14 protein-coding genes are annotated in these 14,783 nt (G+C 59.8%); 11 read left to right on the forward strand and 3 right to left on the reverse strand.

Translation table 11 applies throughout. From position 1 onward, the window contains the following. Together G547_RS23600 and G547_RS21215 are read left to right on the forward strand one after the other, a co-directional pair. Positions 1–663, forward strand: a 663-nt coding sequence (locus G547_RS23600) for a hypothetical protein (protein ID WP_036188342.1), incomplete at its 5' end; no start/stop codon positions are given. 40 nt (positions 664–703) lie between these two features. Next, a complete protein-coding gene (locus G547_RS21215) occupies positions 704–2,569 on the forward strand; it encodes a ShlB/FhaC/HecB family hemolysin secretion/activation protein (protein WP_051235346.1) in 1,866 nt (621 codons plus the stop codon). 13 nt (positions 2,570–2,582) lie between these two features. Here the strand turns inward: G547_RS21215 and G547_RS0111915 are convergent, their stop codons facing one another. From G547_RS0111915 to rsmD, 3 genes are all read right to left on the reverse strand, one after another. After that, positions 2,583–3,512: a DMT family transporter gene (locus G547_RS0111915; protein ID WP_027330053.1), complete on the reverse strand. Its 930-nt coding sequence runs from the start codon at positions 3,510–3,512 to the stop codon at positions 2,583–2,585. 3 nt (positions 3,513–3,515) lie between these two features. After that, a complete protein-coding gene (coaD, locus tag G547_RS0111920; RefSeq protein ID WP_027330054.1) occupies positions 3,516–4,007 on the reverse strand; it encodes a pantetheine-phosphate adenylyltransferase in 492 nt (163 codons plus the stop codon). A gap of 100 nt (positions 4,008–4,107) precedes the next feature. Next, on the reverse strand, positions 4,108–4,704 hold the full coding sequence (gene rsmD / locus G547_RS0111925) for a 16S rRNA (guanine(966)-N(2))-methyltransferase RsmD (RefSeq protein WP_027330055.1): 597 nt from the start codon (positions 4,702–4,704) through the stop codon (positions 4,108–4,110). Between the two features lie 79 nt (positions 4,705–4,783). On the opposite strand from rsmD, the gene ftsY reads away from it, so the two are divergent. The 9 genes from ftsY to gspE all read left to right on the forward strand — a co-directional run bounded on the left by ftsY (position 4,784) and on the right by gspE (position 14,775). Then, complete coding sequence (gene ftsY, locus G547_RS0111930; RefSeq protein ID WP_027330056.1) at positions 4,784–5,863, forward strand: signal recognition particle-docking protein FtsY; 1,080 nt, start codon at positions 4,784–4,786, stop codon at positions 5,861–5,863. 16 nt (positions 5,864–5,879) lie between these two features. Continuing rightward, on the forward strand, positions 5,880–6,548 hold the full coding sequence (gene ftsE, locus G547_RS0111935; RefSeq protein ID WP_027330057.1) for a cell division ATP-binding protein FtsE: 669 nt from the start codon (positions 5,880–5,882) through the stop codon (positions 6,546–6,548). Then, a complete protein-coding gene (gene ftsX, locus G547_RS0111940) occupies positions 6,545–7,552 on the forward strand; it encodes a permease-like cell division protein FtsX (RefSeq protein ID WP_027330058.1) in 1,008 nt (335 codons plus the stop codon). Before ftsE ends, ftsX begins: the two co-directional genes overlap by 4 nt. Positions 7,553–7,705: 153 nt before the next feature. Next, on the forward strand, positions 7,706–8,563 hold the full coding sequence (rpoH, locus tag G547_RS0111945; protein ID WP_027330059.1) for an RNA polymerase sigma factor RpoH: 858 nt from the start codon (positions 7,706–7,708) through the stop codon (positions 8,561–8,563). Between the two features lie 94 nt (positions 8,564–8,657). Then, positions 8,658–9,041: a DUF423 domain-containing protein gene (locus G547_RS0111950; protein ID WP_342664692.1), complete on the forward strand. Its 384-nt coding sequence runs from the start codon at positions 8,658–8,660 to the stop codon at positions 9,039–9,041. Between the two features lie 91 nt (positions 9,042–9,132). Then, a complete protein-coding gene (trmB, locus tag G547_RS0111955; RefSeq protein WP_027330061.1) occupies positions 9,133–9,828 on the forward strand; it encodes a tRNA (guanosine(46)-N7)-methyltransferase TrmB in 696 nt (231 codons plus the stop codon). Positions 9,829–10,128: 300 nt separating this feature from the next. Continuing rightward, the gene (gene gspC, locus G547_RS21220) at positions 10,129–11,190 is read left to right on the forward strand and encodes a type II secretion system protein GspC (protein ID WP_157209858.1); all 1,062 of its coding nucleotides are present in this window, start codon (positions 10,129–10,131) and stop codon (positions 11,188–11,190) included. A 15-nt stretch (positions 11,191–11,205) separates the two neighbouring features. Continuing rightward, positions 11,206–13,209 (forward strand): type II secretion system secretin GspD, encoded by a 2,004-nt coding sequence (gene gspD / locus G547_RS21225; protein ID WP_051235350.1) that lies wholly within the window; start codon positions 11,206–11,208, stop codon positions 13,207–13,209. 3 nt (positions 13,210–13,212) lie between these two features. Beyond that, positions 13,213–14,775, forward strand: coding sequence for a type II secretion system ATPase GspE (gspE, locus tag G547_RS0111970; protein ID WP_027330062.1), 1,563 nt, complete (start codon positions 13,213–13,215; stop codon positions 14,773–14,775). Positions 14,776–14,783: the final 8 nt, after the last annotated feature.

A 14,783-nucleotide genomic window follows, 5' to 3' on the forward strand; every position in this document is an offset into this window, starting at 1 on the left:
ACCCGGCAACGCCTGTTGACCGAAACCCGTGAGCTTCACGCTACCAACCGGGGGGGCGCCATCTCGATGGGTAATACCGGTGAGCTGAGAGTGGAGCGCCTGGCCAATAATGGCAATATAGACTTCGAAAACCTGGGAACCGTGGTGTTGGATAACCGTAATGGGCCAGTGTTTGATCTGGAGGCCACGGATGCGCTTCAAGCCGGCGGCACGGGGAACGCCAACTACGAGCAAGGCACGCTGCGCATGGAGTTAGAGGATGGCAACCTCATTGCTCTCGGCTCTCGGAGCTCGGTCCGTCCCGATCTGGTGGGCAAGCGGGGCATCTTCTTTGTGGATGGCGACATCGGCTCCGCGAGTCGGCCGCTTGTCATGTACTTTAAAGATTACCTGTTCATGCGGGGCCAGCGCAGCTTTAGGCCGAGCTGGGCCTTTGATACCGCTCCGGCGGAAGTAGAGGACGAGTCAGTCGCTCGGTTTAGCCAGGACTTGAGCACCGCCGGCGACCAACTGGTGGAAGTGGAAGGCCTGGAAGAGATTGACCCGGCGATCTTCACCGAGGTGCGTAACTACAGCTACGATGAGGTCTCCATTCTGATGCCGCCGGACCAACGCTACGGCGACGAGGAAGACGACGATGAGCGCTACTCCGCAGACTACTGAGCGGGGCAGGGAATCGAGAACAGGAAAAGACGGAAAGAGTATGAACGCAGTACCCGGAAAATTTTGGTTTTGTGGTTTGATGTTGGCCTTTGTCAGTGGCACTGCAGTGGGAGGCAGCTTCTTGGAAATGCCGGACACCACCGAGGTGCCGAGCTATGAGGAAGAGAGCCTTTTGCTGGATATGGATGTGCCCGGTGTGCGGGACCGAAGCCCGGACCCGCAAGCGGGGCCGCGTCTGAACGTGCGCGAGTTTCGAGTACAGGGTCTGGTGGAATACCCGGAACTTGGCATTACCCGTGAAGCGGTGATGAAGAAGGTTGAAGCCATTCGCTTTGACATGATGGCCGAGGACGAGATGCTTGAGTCCGGTTACACGCTGGAAGAGTTGGCTTCCTTGTCTGACTTGATTGCGGAAATCGAGGAGGAAACCAAAGAGCGCCACGTCGGGCCACTGGAAGTCCAGCGGGTCGTGTTTCATGTGCGTGAGCAGAGGCGCGAGCGCGGCGTCACCCTGGGCATGATTGAGACCGTCGCCGACACCATCACGCAGTATTATCGCGAACGCGGTTTTATTCTGGCCAAGGCGTACATTCCGAAGCAGCGTGTACGCGACGGCGTGGTCAATTTGACCGTGCTCATGGGTGATCTCGGGGAAGTGCGTGTTGAAAACAACCAGCGCTACCGCGACCGGACCATTGAGCGGTTGTTCGATGGCATTCTGGACAAACCGGTGAAGGCAGGGTTAATCGAAGAGCGGCTATTTTTTGTCAATGACCTGCCCGGGCTGCGCGCGCGCGGTTTTTTCGAGCCCGGTCTTCAGGTCGGTGATTCGCGCATGATTGTAAATGTCACCGATGAGCGCCGGCTTGATGCCAACCTTCGGATCGATAACCATGGCTCGGAGAACTCGGGCGAATATCGACTTTACGGAGATGTGTATTGGCACAATCCGACGGGCATGGGCGATCAGCTGCAAGTCGGGGTGTTGAATTCCTATGACCCGGACAACTCCCTTTATGGCATGGTTCGCTATCGGGTGCCTGCCTATTTCCCGCGGTTGAAGTTCTCCATGGGGGCGTCCAACAACGACTTTTTAGTTGGGTCTGGCTCGGATGACATCAATTCTTTGACGATTGAAGGCAAATCAACGGTCCTCGATGCAGGCTTTGACTACCATCTGTTACGAACGCGGTTGCGCAACCGCTCACTCCACCTGAATTGGGCCCAAATCGAGTCAGAAATCACTTTTGATGGCCAAAGCTCTGGTGACGACTCTGTGGTTGAGAATGTTACGGTTGAATATCGATTTGAACGGCTGGATGAAAAACGTCGCCTGCTGCACCAGGGTGGCATCAGTGCCACCGCCAGCCGTCTGGTCGAGGCCACGCAGCAGGAGGCGGAGTTGGACCAGGCGCCGGAATTGCTCAACCTGGATTACACCTTACTTGCGTTCTGGCGGCTTCCCTTCACCGAAATCAATACTCGGGTTATCAGCCGGACCTCGCTGCAATACTCGGGCACGGCGCTCTCATCCGTGAACCAGTTCTCCCTGTCCGGCCCGCGTAAGGCGCGCGGCTACGCCCTGAATGCTTTTTTTGCCGATGATGGTGTTCATACCGGTATCGACTGGATTTTCCCGGGCGTGGGGCCTTTGAAAGATATGGTGCAACCCATGCTGTTCGCCGACTATGGATATGGCTTAGCTTACAGTGTTCTGGAGGACGACGACGAAAGCGAGGGCGAATACAGTGATGTCGGGTTGGGCTTTCGGATCAACGTGGGAAGAGCGATAAGGGGCTCCGTCTCCGTGGCCCAGCCGTTAAGCGCACGTAATACCGCGTTGGAAGAGGGCCAGGAAATCGAAGATGACGTGCGCGTTTATTTTGATTTGCAATACAGTTATTAGCGGTTGTTGCTCGCTATAGTGACTGGTTGGCCGGCCGGGTTACTAACCAGATGCCGGTACAGACTGAAATCAGCGCCGCGAGATTTTTCCACTCGAGAATCGTCTCACCCAAAAACAGGGCCGAAAGGCCGGCGCCGAAAATGGGAATCAGAAACTGAAACGGCACCACCTGCCCGACCGGGTTGTGCTTGAGCAGAAAGCTCCACAGCGCGAAAGCGGCGGCGGAGAGCATCATCAGGTAAATCAATAGCGAGCCACTGGCCAGAGCCAGCCCGGTGACCGCTCCGCCGCCGCCCAGGCCGATGCCGATCAACACCAGACCACCGATGCTCAACTGCTGCGCGGTCATGACCATCGGGTCCAGCGTCTGTGACAGCCGCTTGCCGTAAATCAGCGCCACGGCCAGCACCAGCGCGGCAATGGTAATAAACCCCTCCCCTAGCAGGGAAAAGTCCAGATCCAGAGCGCGCTCCCCCAGGTTGATCAACACCACGCCGGCAAACCCGATCAGGCAGCCCAGGCTGCGCCCGGTGCTGAGTTTGTCGTTACGGTAAATGAAGTGCGACAGCAGCACACTGAAAAAGGTGCCGGTGGAGACCATGATGGCGGCCTTCACCCCGGTCGTGTGGGCCAGGCCGATGTAAAAGAAGACGTATTGCAGTGTGGTCTGCATCAGCCCCAGCAGCGCCAGTTGCCCCCATTGGCGGGATGAAAAGCGCCAGACGGGTTTGCCCATGAGCGTGGCAAGCAGCAGCAAAATAACGCCGGAACCAAAGAACCGGACGCCGGCGAACAGCATCTGGGAGGCGGTGTCATCGGCGGCCATGTCCAGCCAGCCGTAGCCGATCTTGATGGCCGGGTAGGCGCTGCCCCACAAGAAGCAGCAGAAAATGGCGGTGGCGATGACCGCGTAACGGCTTTGAAAAACGGAAGGGGTGCTCATTCCTCAGTGGTGAGGTTTGAGCCCAAACTTGTGTGCCAGGGCCGCTTCCACCGAGGGCGTCACGAACTTGCTGACATCGCCTTCGAGGCTGGCGATTTCCCGCACAATGGAAGACGAGATAAACGACAAGTGCTCGGCCGGGGTCAGAAACAGGCTTTCCATGCTCGGCTCCAGTGCGCGGTTCATATTGGCCAGCTGGAATTCGTACTCAAAGTCAGACACCGCCCGCAGGCCCCGCAGGACGGCCTGGGCTTTCTTCTGCTTGACGAAGTCCACCAGCAGGATGTCGAAGCCGCAGACGTCCACATTGTTCAAATGGGTGAGGTTGTCGCGCACCAGGGAGACTCGCTCCTCCAGGCTGAACAGGGGCTTCTTTCGAGCACTGTCCGCCACGCCAATGATGACCCGATCAAACAGGCGGCAGGCGCGTTCCACCAAGTCGATGTGGCCATTGGTAATCGGGTCGAAAGTGCCGGGGTAAACCACTGTGCGCATGGCGTTGTCTCTCAGTCTGGGGTTGGTGTCGTGCTTCCGGGCTGGCGCGATGGTAATGAATTTGCCCGTCGGGCGCCAGTCGCGCCCCGGCTGAAGGGGGTTACCGCTCCAGAAAATATAGACGATAGCGCACCTGGCCGCTGGTCTTGTCCCGGTGCAAATGCCAATGCGCGGGCACCTTAAATGAGGTATTTGGTTCGGATTCGATGTAGACCGCTGCCTCGTTCGCCAGCCAGTCACCGGCCGCCAATTGGTCAATGCTCGCTTGCCAGAGCTGTTGTTGAAATGGCGGATCAATAAATACCATATCGAACGCCGTGGCGGGTTCGTTTGCCAGCCATTTCAGGCTGTCGCCTTCGGTGACGCGACCGTCGGCACTGTCCAGTGTCGCCAGATTCTGTTTCAAGCCGCGAGCGGCGCCCGGGTCCCGCTCCAGCAACACAACCTCGGCGGCGCCGCGCGACAAGGCTTCCAGCCCGAGTGCGCCCGAACCGGCGAACAGGTCCAGGCAGCGGGAGTCAGGCAGGTAAGGCGCGAGCCAGTTGAACAGCGTCTCGCGAATGCGATCCCCGGTGGGGCGCAGTCCCTCCACCGCCGGAAAGCTCAGTTTTCGGCCTCGCCACCGCCCCCCGATAATGCGCAGAGGACGGGTGTCGGATGGAGCGGAATTTTTTACGCTTCGCTTGGCGGCTTTCAAGGGGGCCTCTCTTTCAGCGGGACAGAAGTGGTAGGATAGCGCCTTTCCGCCCGTACCATAAAGGTAGAGCCATTCGTCCATGAAGTTTTTCAAGCGCAAGAAAAAGGCCGAAGAGTCCGCTTCCCCGCAGGAAGCGCCGGAAACCCAAGTCACTGAGCGTTCATCGGAGCCTGCCGAGCCCGCTGCCCCTCCAGAGCCGGTGGCCGAGACGGCGCCAAAAAAGGGATTTTTTGCCCGCATCAAGCAGGGGTTGAGCCGCACCAGTAACCACTTTGCCGAAGGCATGGGCAATCTGATCCTGGGCAGCAAGGCCATTGATGATGAGCTGCTTGAGGAAATTGAATCCCAGCTGTTGATCGCCGATGTGGGCTACGAGGCCACCACCGACATCATTGATAACCTCACCCAGCGCGTGGCGCGCAAGCAGCTCAACGATGCCGAATCGCTCTACAGGGCACTGCGAGAGCAGCTCTCGGACCTGCTCAGGCCGGTCGAGGCGCCTCTGGAAATCGATGCCTCCAAACAGCCCTACGTCGTCCTGGTGGTCGGGGTGAATGGCGTGGGTAAAACCACCACCATCGGCAAGCTCGCCAAGCACTGGCAGAAGGCGGACAAGAGTGTCATGTTGGCCGCGGGTGACACCTTTCGGGCCGCCGCCGTGGAGCAGCTACAGGTGTGGGGTGAGCGCAACCAGGTGCCGGTGATCGCCCAGCATACCGGGGCGGATAGCGCCTCCGTGGTCTTCGACGCGCTTCAGGCCGCCAAGGCCCGCGGCACGGATGTGCTGATTGCCGATACGGCTGGCCGGCTCCACAACAAAAGCCATTTGATGGACGAGCTGGCCAAGGTCAAGCGTGTCATGGGCAAAATCGATGAGTCGGCCCCCCACGAAATCCTGCTGGTGCTGGATGCGGGCACGGGGCAGAACGCCGTCAGCCAGGCAAAAGAGTTTATTCAGTCCGCCGGGGTGACCGGCCTCGCGCTTACCAAGCTCGACGGCACCGCCAAGGGCGGTGTGATTTTCGCGTTGAGTAAGGAGTTTGGTCTGCCGGTGCGGTTTATCGGTGTGGGTGAAGGGGTGGATGATCTCCAGCCGTTTGCCGCCGAGCCCTTCGTCGACGCCCTGTTCGGCGAACGCCGTGACTCTATTGACTCTTGAATAGGAGGAGCCGGGCGTGATTCGCTTCGACAACGTCAGCAAACGTTACGGCAGCGGGCAGGACGCGCTCTCCCGGGTCAGCTTCGACGTTGCCAGCGGGGAAATGCTGTTCCTGACCGGTCATTCCGGCGCCGGCAAAAGCACCCTCATGAAGCTGATCATGCTGATGGAGCGGCCGACCCAAGGCCAGGTGCTGATCGACGATCGCAACCTCAACCGTCTCTCCCGCCGCCATATTCCCTATTTCCGCCGTAAAGTCGGGGTGGTGTTCCAGAACCACCAACTGCTGTTCGACCGGAGCGTGTTCGAGAACGTTGCCCTGCCCTTGCAGATCGCCGGCTATCAGGCCGGGGAAGTGGGGCGCCGGGTCCGCGCCGCGCTGGATAAGGTGGGGCTGCTCGATAAAGAACGTCACAACCCCATTATGCTCTCCGGCGGCGAGCAGCAGCGGGTGGGTATTGCCCGCGCCGTGGTCAACAAGCCGCCTTTATTGCTGGCGGATGAACCCACCGGTAACCTGGATCCGGAGTTGTCCGCCGATATCATGAACCTGTTTGAACAGTTCAACGATGTGGGTGTGACGGTTATGATCGCCAGTCACGATCTGTCACTGCTCAAGCGGATGAACAAGCGCGTGCTCGGGCTCTCCGGTGGCCAGATTGTGCATGACGGAGTGCTGGCATGAGCCCGCGTCGTCCGTTGCCCAGAACCGCGCCCAAACCCCCACCCAAGCCACGCCCCAAAGGCGCCAGCCAGAGCCGCACCCGGCTGGCGGACCGGCTCGATTCCTGGCAGGCCCACCACAGCACCACGGCGGTGGAGAGTCTGCAGCGCCTGTTTCGCACGCCCCTGCAGAGCCTGCTGACCTGGTTGGTGGTCGCTGTGGCGGTAGCTCTGCCCGCCGCCCTGTACCTGGTGCTGAACAATATTCAGAACCTTGGCTACAGCTGGCAGGACTCAGGCCAGATGTCGGTGTTTCTGATAGAGGACGTTCGCCCGGAAGCCATTGACGCCCTGCTGGCCTCGCTGAACGAGGATGCCCGCATCGATCAGGTGTCTCATGTGCCTCCGAACGACGCCCTGGAAGAGTTCAAAGCTTACTCCGGCTTGGGCCGCGTGCTGCAGGGGTTGGAGGAAAACCCCCTGCCCGATGTCCTGCTGATTCGCCCCGCCACCAACAATCCCGATGCCCTGGGTGAGCTACGCGAGACCATCGCCGCCGAACCCCTGGTGGCAGAAGTTCGTCTGGATATGGCCTGGGTACGACGGCTGCAGGAAATGATGGCCCTCGGCCAGCGCGTCGTGCTGGCCCTGGCGACCCTGCTCGCGCTGGGCGTGCTGCTGGCGGTGGGAAATACCATTCGCCTGGCGATCGAAAACCGACGGGACGAGATTCTGGTGGTCAAGCTGGTGGGCGGAACCGATGCCTTCGTCAGGCGTCCCTTTCTTTATACCGGGCTCTGGTACGGCCTGGGCGGTGGGATCCTGGCCTTGGTGCTGCTCGGCGCCGGGCTCTGGTGGCTCTCCGGCCCGGTGGCGCGATTGGCGGATCTCTACCAGAGCGATTTTCGGCTCCGGGGTCTGGACCTGACGGAAAGCCTGCAGTTGGTGCTCCTTTCCGGCGTGCTCGGTCTTCTGGGGGCCTGGCTGGCGGTGGCGCGGCACCTGATCCAGATCGAACCTCGCTGACGTATATTTCATCATGGTGGGCGCTGGTTCTTTGCGCCGTCTCTAACCTTATGATTTAAAAGGCTTTTGTGGTTTTGGGCGGAACTTTCCGGGGCTTGGCAGTCTAACGCCGTAGTGCTACACTCGCTAGTCAAATACCTAGGAGGTAAGTGAATGAACACTGGCCTAATGCCAGCTGGGGTCTTGTCCCCCGGCTCGAATCTCAATGGCTACGTTCAGGTTGTCGGTGGTTTCCCGGTTCTGTCCGCAGAAGAGGAAAATCGCCTGGCGGAGGATCTGTACTACAACGGCAACCTGGAAGCGGCCCGACACCTCGTGATGTCGCACCTGCGCTTTGTGGTTCACATCGCTCGCTCCTATAACGGCTATGGTCTGCCTTTGGGCGATCTGATCCAGGAAGGCAATGTCGGCCTGATGAAAGCGGTCAAACGTTTCAATCCCGAGAAGGGTGTGCGTCTGGTCTCCTTTGCGGTGCATTGGATCAAGGCCGAGATTCATGAGTTCATCCTGCGCAACTGGCGCATTGTGAAAGTGGCCACCACCAAGGCCCAGCGCAAACTGTTCTTCAATCTGCGCGGTGCCAAGAAGCGTCTGGCCTGGCTCAACAACGACGAAGCCCACGCGGTCGCTGAAGATCTCGGCGTAGATGTCAAACACGTACGCGAGATGGAAGGTCGTCTGTCCTCTTATGACGCCGCCTTTGATGCGGGCGAGGAAGATGACGACGATAGCCACTACGTGGCCCCGGTGCACTACCTGGAAGACAAGCGGTACGACCCGGCCACCCAGTTGGAAGATGCCAATTGGGAAGAGAGTAGCGTCAATAACCTTGAGCGCGCGTTGGAAACATTGGATGAGCGCAGCCGCGCGATTCTGCAGCGCCGCTGGTTGAGCGAAAGCAAGGCGACACTGCACGAGCTGGCCGACGAATACGGCGTTTCCGCCGAACGTATTCGCCAGCTTGAGAAAAACGCCATGAAGAAAGTGAAAACGGCGATACTGGCGGCCTGATACGGGCACTGGTTCGTTGAACGCGAAAGCCGCGCCGAGCGCGGCTTTTTTGTGTCACCGCGCAACCGATGACTGACCTCCGAGAGACAATGCCATGTTGGCCCCTCTGTTTTTGATGCTTGCGGCCCTGAGTGGCCTCTCTGCCGTGATGTTGGGCGCCTTTGCCGCCCACGGTCTCAAATCCCGCCTGAGTGAGTCCGCATTGTCGGCGTTTGAAACCGGAGTCCAGTACCAGATGTACCACGCCCTGGCGCTGCTGGGGGTGCTGGCGCTGATGCGCTGGCTGGGCCCGACCCTGTCTCTGCAAGTCGCTGGCTGGGCCTTTGTGGCGGGTATTGTGCTGTTCTCCGGTAGTCTTTATGGCCTAGCGCTCGGCGGCCCGCGCTGGTTGGGGCCGGTCACGCCCCTCGGCGGTCTGTTGTTTATGGTGGGGTGGGCGGCTCTGGTTGTTGTGGCTGCCCGCGCCTTTAAGGGGTAGTGCGCCTGCGCCCCTCCCCTTCTCTAATAAAATGATTTCAACTCAAAGATGTAGCCCAGAACCCATGAGTGAGCAAGACGCGCAACTGTCCATCAGGCCCGAATACAAGCCCAAAGCGATTCGCAGCTATGTGATTCGGGCCGGCCGAATCACCGAGGGCCAGCGTGCGGCGTTCGATCAGTGGTGGCCCGAATACGGTTTGAGCCTGCACGATGGGCTTCTTGACCTTGAGCAGACCTTTGGGCGGCAGGCGCCGCTGGTGCTGGAGATTGGCTTCGGTATGGGAGATTCCCTTCTGACCATGGCCCGGCAGGAGCCGGAGAAGAACTTTATTGGTATTGAGGTGCATCCACCCGGTGTGGGGCGCTTGATAAAGGGGGCGGGAGAGGCAGAGCTCACCAACCTGAAAGTGTACATGGCCGATGCCATTGATGTGCTCGATGACTGCATCCCCCAGGCCAGTGTGGACCGCTTCCAGCTGTACTTTCCCGACCCCTGGCACAAAAAAAAGCACCACAAGCGTCGGATCGTGCAGCCCGCTTTCGTGCAGAAGGTCCGTGGCAAGCTGACAGCCGACGGCGTTTTTCACTTGGCCACTGACTGGCAAAACTACGCGGAAACGATGCGGGAGGTCATGGAAGCCGCTCCGGGCTGGGAGAACGCCGTCGCCCCCGGAGCCTATGCTGAACGGCCCGACTATCGCCCGATTACCAAGTTTGAGCAGCGAGGGGCGAGGCTGGGGCACGGAGTCTGGGATCTGCTTTACCGGCGTTTGGCGCAAGATTGATTGCCCGGCGGCTCTGAGGGCCGCGCCAAACGTGACTTCTGTCGCGATTCTCACCCATACTCGGTTTCAATTGCCCGGCAGAGACGGTATGCTCGCCAAGCGTTTGCGCGGCCGGTGGAATTTACCTTGGCATCAGACTGTCATACTCATCGGTTAAAAGCCTGTGCATCCTTGGCGTATTTTTAATTGTCTGGTCAGGCTGAGGTACAATCAGCTGGCTGAATAAGAATAAGACCACGGTAGTGCCGCCTGCAAGGTGCCTGTGGGGAACGCGTTCCAGCGTGCGTGGAGTAGTCAATTTTGTCGAATACGGGAATACAACAAAACCAGTCCTCCTCCGGTATGGCGGCGGACTGGCGCAGTGAGCGGCTGGCCCATTGGATGCGGCAGGGCAGCGTGTGGCTGGGCCGTATTCCGGCGGGCTTCTGGCGGTTTTGCGCCAAACTTCTTATTGTCCTTTGGTTGAGCCACACCCTGGCCCAGTTGGTCTGGGTAGTAGCGCCAGCTCCCAAGATTCCCGATGCCCGAATCGCCCCCAATGCGCTGAGCACCGAGCGGGCCGGCGGTGGCGCGCGCGAGGTCGACATTGCGGCGCTCTCGGGCCTGACAATTTTCGGGGAAGCGGCTGAGGGCGACGCCCCCGAGGCATTGGCTGAGACCGAAGTCCCCAGCGGCCCCAGCATTGAAGACCAGGCGGTGGATACCGACCTCAAACTGGTGTTACGCGGGGTCATGGGCAGCAACGACGAGAAGGCCGCCCGGGCGATTATTGCCGATGGTTCCAAACAGGATATTTACGCCCCCGGTGACAAGCTGCCGGTCAGAGGCAGTGTGACGCTGGAGAAAGTGCTGCCGTTGCGGGTCATCCTCAACAACGCCGGCCGCTACGAGTCGCTCTGGCTGTACTCCGATGATGACTGGGCCTCTGACTTGGCGGCAAGCGGCCCTGTGCCGGATACCCCCAGCCGAAGTTGGGAGGGCGATGACGAAACGGTCAATGATACTCCGGTGCAGGAGCCCGATGCGTCGGAGCCCAGCCCTCGGGAAGAGGTACTGAACGAGGCGGCCGACGACGTCGCCGAGCGCATGGGTAGCCGCTCCCTGTCTGATGTGGTGTCCATGAGCATTCACCGGGAAAACGGCCAGATCGTCGGTTACAAAATTCGCCCCGGTCGCGACCGGGCTCTGTTTGACTCCCTCGGCCTTGAAGCCAATGACGTGGTCAAAGCGGTTAACGGGGTGGCGTTGAGCAGCCCCCAGAAAGTCATGGAAATTTATCGCGAGATGGGCGATGCCAGCTCCGCAAGCCTACTGATTGAGCGGGGCGGCGAAGAATTGACCATCGATATCGAGCTCGAATAATAGCGAGGAAAACCAGTGAAAGTGTGTGTGCAACGTCTGGCGGGAACCATAGCGACGGCTCTGTTGTGTGTCAGCCTGTCTGCCTGGGGGCAACAGACCTGGACGGTGAATTTCAAGGACACCGATATCCAGGAGGTGATCAAGTTTGTCGCCGATGCCACCGGCAAGACCATTGTGGTCGACCCCAAGGTACGGGGGCAGGTCCGCGTCATCTCCCAGGAACCGGTCAACAAAGAAGAGCTCTATCAGCTTTTCCTTTCCATGATGGATGTGCAGGGCTTCACCGCTGTTGAAAATGGCGATGTGGTGCGTATTGTCCCCAACCGGGATGCCCGCTCCCTGCCGGTACCGACGACCATGGGGCAGCAGCCCGTCGGGGACGACACCTACATCACCCAGGTACTGAAGCTGGAAAACATCAGTGCTTCGAAAGTACTGCCCACGCTTCGTCCCCTGGTGCCCCAGCACGGCCACCTGTCCGCCTACGACCCGAGCAACGCGATCATCGTCACCGATACCCGTTCGAATATCATGCGGCTGAAGGAAATCATCGCCCAGATCGATCAGTCGTCCATATTGAAAACCGAGGTGGTGGAGCTGGAATTTGCCATGGCCGAAGACGTCGCTCGCTATGTGACGCAAATTGAAAAGCCCGGTGCCGCCGACGGTGGTCAGTCGGAGCTGACTGTGGTCCCGGACAAACGTACCAACTCGGTGTTGATTCATGGGGATGACCTGCAGCGCCAGCGCATCCGGCAGCTGATTGAGCAGCTTGACCGACCGCGCACGAAAGACAGCAATGTGCGTGTGGTTTACCTGAAATACGCCAAGGCGGAGAATGTCGCCACAGTGCTGAACGGCGTGCTGCAGAATATGGCCCGCACTGAGGAAAACCAGAATCAGCGTCGGGAAGTGAACGTTCAGGCGGATGAAGACACCAACTCCATTCTGATGACCGCGGACAGTGACACCATGGAATCGCTCCTCGCGGTGATCGACAGGCTCGATATTCGTCGCGCACAAGTCCTGGTGGAAGCCATTATCGTTGAGGTGGAAGACACCGATGGTCGTGAACTGGGCGTTCAGTGGATGTATCGGGACGATGAGGCCGGGTTTGGAAGCTCTACCACGGGAGACGGCCAGCTTGGCGCATTGGGCGCTGGTGCCTTGTCCGATACGGACGAAGGTCTGGTCAGTCTGGCCGAGACCTTGTCCGGAGCCGCCGGGCAAACCTTCGGCATCGGGCGGTTGGGTGAGCGCACCGACTTCCTCGGCATTCTGAACATGCTGCAGGAGCAGAGCTCCACCAACATTCTCTCGACGCCGAACCTGCTTACGACGGACAACCACACGGCATCGATTTCCGTTGGGCAAAACGTGCCGTTTGCCACTGGCTCCTACGCTTCCACCGGTAACACCGCCAACCCGGGGAATCCCTTCCGGACCATCGAGCGCCGGGACGTGGGCATCCTGCTGGAAGTAACACCGCACGTAAACGCTGGCGACAGCGTGGTGTTGGATATCAGTCAGGAGGTATCCAGCCTTTCCGCTCTGAATAGCCAGGATGGCCCGATTACGAATCAGCGTAAACTGGATACCCAGGTGCTGGCCGGCAATGGGGAAACCGTCGTGCTGGGCGGCCTGATTGAGGAAGAAATCCAGACCACCACCCAGAAAGTTCCGTTTCTGGGGGACATTCCCCTGATGGGGCGGCTGTTCCGTAACCAGAGCGATGAAGTCAGCAAAACCAATCTGTTGATATTCATTCGCGCGACCGTTATTGAAGACGACAAGATGCTGACCGGCGCCACCGCCGAAAAATACAAGGCGCTGCGCGCTCAGCAGGAGCAGCGTCGACGGGAAGGGGGAATGCTGTTTGGTCGCGACCAGATTCCGGTGCTGCCCGAATGGCAGGAGAAAGTGGACGAGGCCGAACGTATCCGCATGCTCAGCCCCCGCAGTGGCGAGGGCGAAGAGGGCAGCACCGAACCGGACAATGCCGCCGAGGCCGAGGAGTAAGCCGTGACTGCCGAGTCGATATTGGAGGAGTACGAAGAGCCGCAAGTCCCCGCGTCGGAAGAGGACGAGGATGAAGTGCAGGCCGCCAGCGCGGGCGATGATGTCGCCCACGCCCGGCTCCCCTTTGCGTTCGCCTCCAACCATGGCGTCATGCTCGATGAGGAGGAAAACGAGGCCACACTGCTCTATCGTCCCGGTTTGAACCTGAATGTGTTGCTGGAGCTCCAGCGTTACCTCGGGGCCGAATTCCGGCTGAAAGAAATTCCCAATGAAGACTTCCAACGTCGCCTGACCCAGGTCTACCAAAGTGGCGACGGCGCGGCGCAACAGGCGGCGGAAGACTTGGGGGCGGAATACGATCTGTCCTCCATGGCCGAGGATCTGGCCGACCGGACCGACCTGTTGGCCGGCAACGACGACGCCCCCATCATTCGACTGATCAACGCCATTCTGTCTCAGGCGGTGCGCGAAGGCGCCTCGGATATTCACCTCGAACCCTTCGAGGACCGGGTGTCGGTGCGCTTTAGGATCGACGGCGTCCTCAGTGAAATCCTCTCGCCCAAGGCGGAACTGGCACCGGTACTGGTTTCACGCCTGAAGGTGATGGCGCGGTTGGACATCGCCGAGAAGCGCCTGCCTCAGGATGGTCGCATCACCGTCCGTCTGGCCGGTCACGCGGTGGACATCCGGGTGTCGACCATCCCCTCGGCTCACGGCGAGCGCATTGTGCTGCGCCTGCTCGATCAGGCCGCCGGACAACTCACTCTGGAGCAGCTCGCGATGCCGGACGGTGTGCGCGACAAACTTGCCGGCGCTCTGCTCAAGCCCCACGGCATCATCCTGGTCACCGGGCCGACCGGTTCCGGTAAAACCACAACGCTTTACGCCGGCTTGAGCCATATCAACACCCGCAGTCGCAATATTCTGACCATTGAAGACCCAGTGGAATACCTGCTGCCCGGCATTGGCCAGACCCAGGTCAACTCCAAGGTCAACATGACGTTTGCCCGCGGCCTGCGTGCCATCCTGCGTCAGGATCCGGACGTGGTCATGGTCGGGGAAATCCGGGACGGGGAAACCGCGGAAATCGCCATTCAGGCGAGTCTGACTGGTCACCTGGTGCTGTCGACCCTGCACACCAACACGGCGATTGGTGCCGTGATGCGTCTGAAAGACATGGGGGTTGAGCCCTTCCTGCTCGCCTCCAGCCTGGAGGTCGTCATGGCGCAGCGGCTGGTGCGCAAGTTGTGCCCGGCCTGTCGTGAGCCCCATCCCGCCGATGAAGCCGAGCGGCAACTGATGAACCTGCCCGAAGGGGCCACCATTTATAAGCCGGTGGGCTGTAAGCAGTGCAACAACATGGGCTATCGGGGCCGGAAAGGGATTTACGAGCTGATCGAAATCAACGAGCGGATGCGCCATCTGATTCACGAACAGGCCGGTGAGCACGACCTGCTGGCGGAGGCGCGCAAGCACAGCCGCTCCATCAGCGACGACGGGCGCCAGTGTGTACTGGATGGCGTAACCAGCCTGGAAGAAGTGCTCCGGGTCACCACCGCGAGTTAGGACGAATA

The organism is Marinimicrobium agarilyticum DSM 16975, from assembly GCF_000423345.1.
Taxonomy (GTDB): Bacteria; Pseudomonadota; Gammaproteobacteria; order Pseudomonadales; family Cellvibrionaceae; genus Marinimicrobium; species Marinimicrobium agarilyticum.

Coding starts and splice junctions, on each gene's coding strand:
- G547_RS21215 (WP_051235346.1), top strand. CDS start 704: ATGAACGCAGTACCCGGAAAATTTTGGTTTTGTGGTTTGATGTTGGCC.
- G547_RS0111915 (WP_027330053.1), bottom strand. CDS start 3,512: ATGAGCACCCCTTCCGTTTTTCAAAGCCGTTACGCGGTCATCGCCACC.
- coaD (WP_027330054.1), bottom strand. CDS start 4,007: ATGCGCACAGTGGTTTACCCCGGCACTTTCGACCCGATTACCAATGGC.
- ftsY (WP_027330056.1), top strand. CDS start 4,784: ATGAAGTTTTTCAAGCGCAAGAAAAAGGCCGAAGAGTCCGCTTCCCCG.
- ftsX (WP_027330058.1), top strand. CDS start 6,545: ATGAGCCCGCGTCGTCCGTTGCCCAGAACCGCGCCCAAACCCCCACCC.
- rpoH (WP_027330059.1), top strand. CDS start 7,706: ATGAACACTGGCCTAATGCCAGCTGGGGTCTTGTCCCCCGGCTCGAAT.
- G547_RS0111950 (WP_342664692.1), top strand. CDS start 8,658: ATGTTGGCCCCTCTGTTTTTGATGCTTGCGGCCCTGAGTGGCCTCTCT.